At 54.2% G+C, this 839-nt stretch carries 2 rRNA genes; both read right to left on the bottom strand.

The window, feature by feature from the left end:
* Positions 1–78: ribosomal RNA gene (gene rrf, locus V6E55_RS25535) — 5S ribosomal RNA — on the bottom strand; the annotation flags it as partial.
* A 70-nt stretch (positions 79–148) separates the two neighbouring features.
* Positions 149–839 (bottom strand): 23S ribosomal RNA (locus V6E55_RS25530); the annotation flags it as partial.

The following is an 839-nucleotide window of genomic DNA, read 5'->3' as shown; positions in this document are numbered from 1 at the left end:
ACTACCATCGGCGCTACGGCGTTTCACTTCTGAGTTCGGCATGGGGTCAGGTGGGACCACCGCGCTAAAGCCGCCAGGCAAATTCTGTTAATCTGTATCAAGCTGAGTTGAATGTGTCGTCTCTTCGCCGAAACAGCTTCGGCGTTGTAAGGTTAAGCCTCACGGTTCATTAGTATCGGTTAGCTCAATGCATCGCTGCACTTACACACCCGACCTATCAACGTCGTCGTCTTCAACGTTCCTTCAGGACCCTTAAAGGGTCAGGGAGAACTCATCTCGGGGCAAGTTTCGTGCTTAGATGCTTTCAGCACTTATCTCTTCCGCATTTAGCTACCGGGCAATGCCATTGGCATGACAACCCGAACACCAGTGATGCGTCCACTCCGGTCCTCTCGTACTAGGAGCAGCCCCCCTCAATTCTCCAGCGCCCACGGCAGATAGGGACCGAACTGTCTCACGACGTTCTAAACCCAGCTCGCGTACCACTTTAAATGGCGAACAGCCATACCCTTGGGACCTACTTCAGCCCCAGGATGTGATGAGCCGACATCGAGGTGCCAAACACCGCCGTCGATATGAACTCTTGGGCGGTATCAGCCTGTTATCCCCGGAGTACCTTTTATCCGTTGAGCGATGGCCCTTCCATTCAGAACCACCGGATCACTATGACCTGCTTTCGCACCTGCTCGAGCCGTCACTCTCGCAGTCAAGCTAGCTTATGCCATTGCACTAACCTCCTGATGTCCGACCAGGATTAGCTAACCTTCGTGCTCCTCCGTTACTCTTTGGGAGGAGACCGCCCCAGTCAAACTACCCACCAGACACTGTCCGCAACCCGG

Source organism: Enterobacter sp. 342, from assembly GCF_036663495.1.
GTDB lineage: Bacteria > Pseudomonadota > Gammaproteobacteria > Enterobacterales > Enterobacteriaceae > Enterobacter.
The sequence above is the reverse complement of the archived record's forward strand: the minus strand, read 5'-3'. Positions and strand labels throughout refer to the sequence as shown.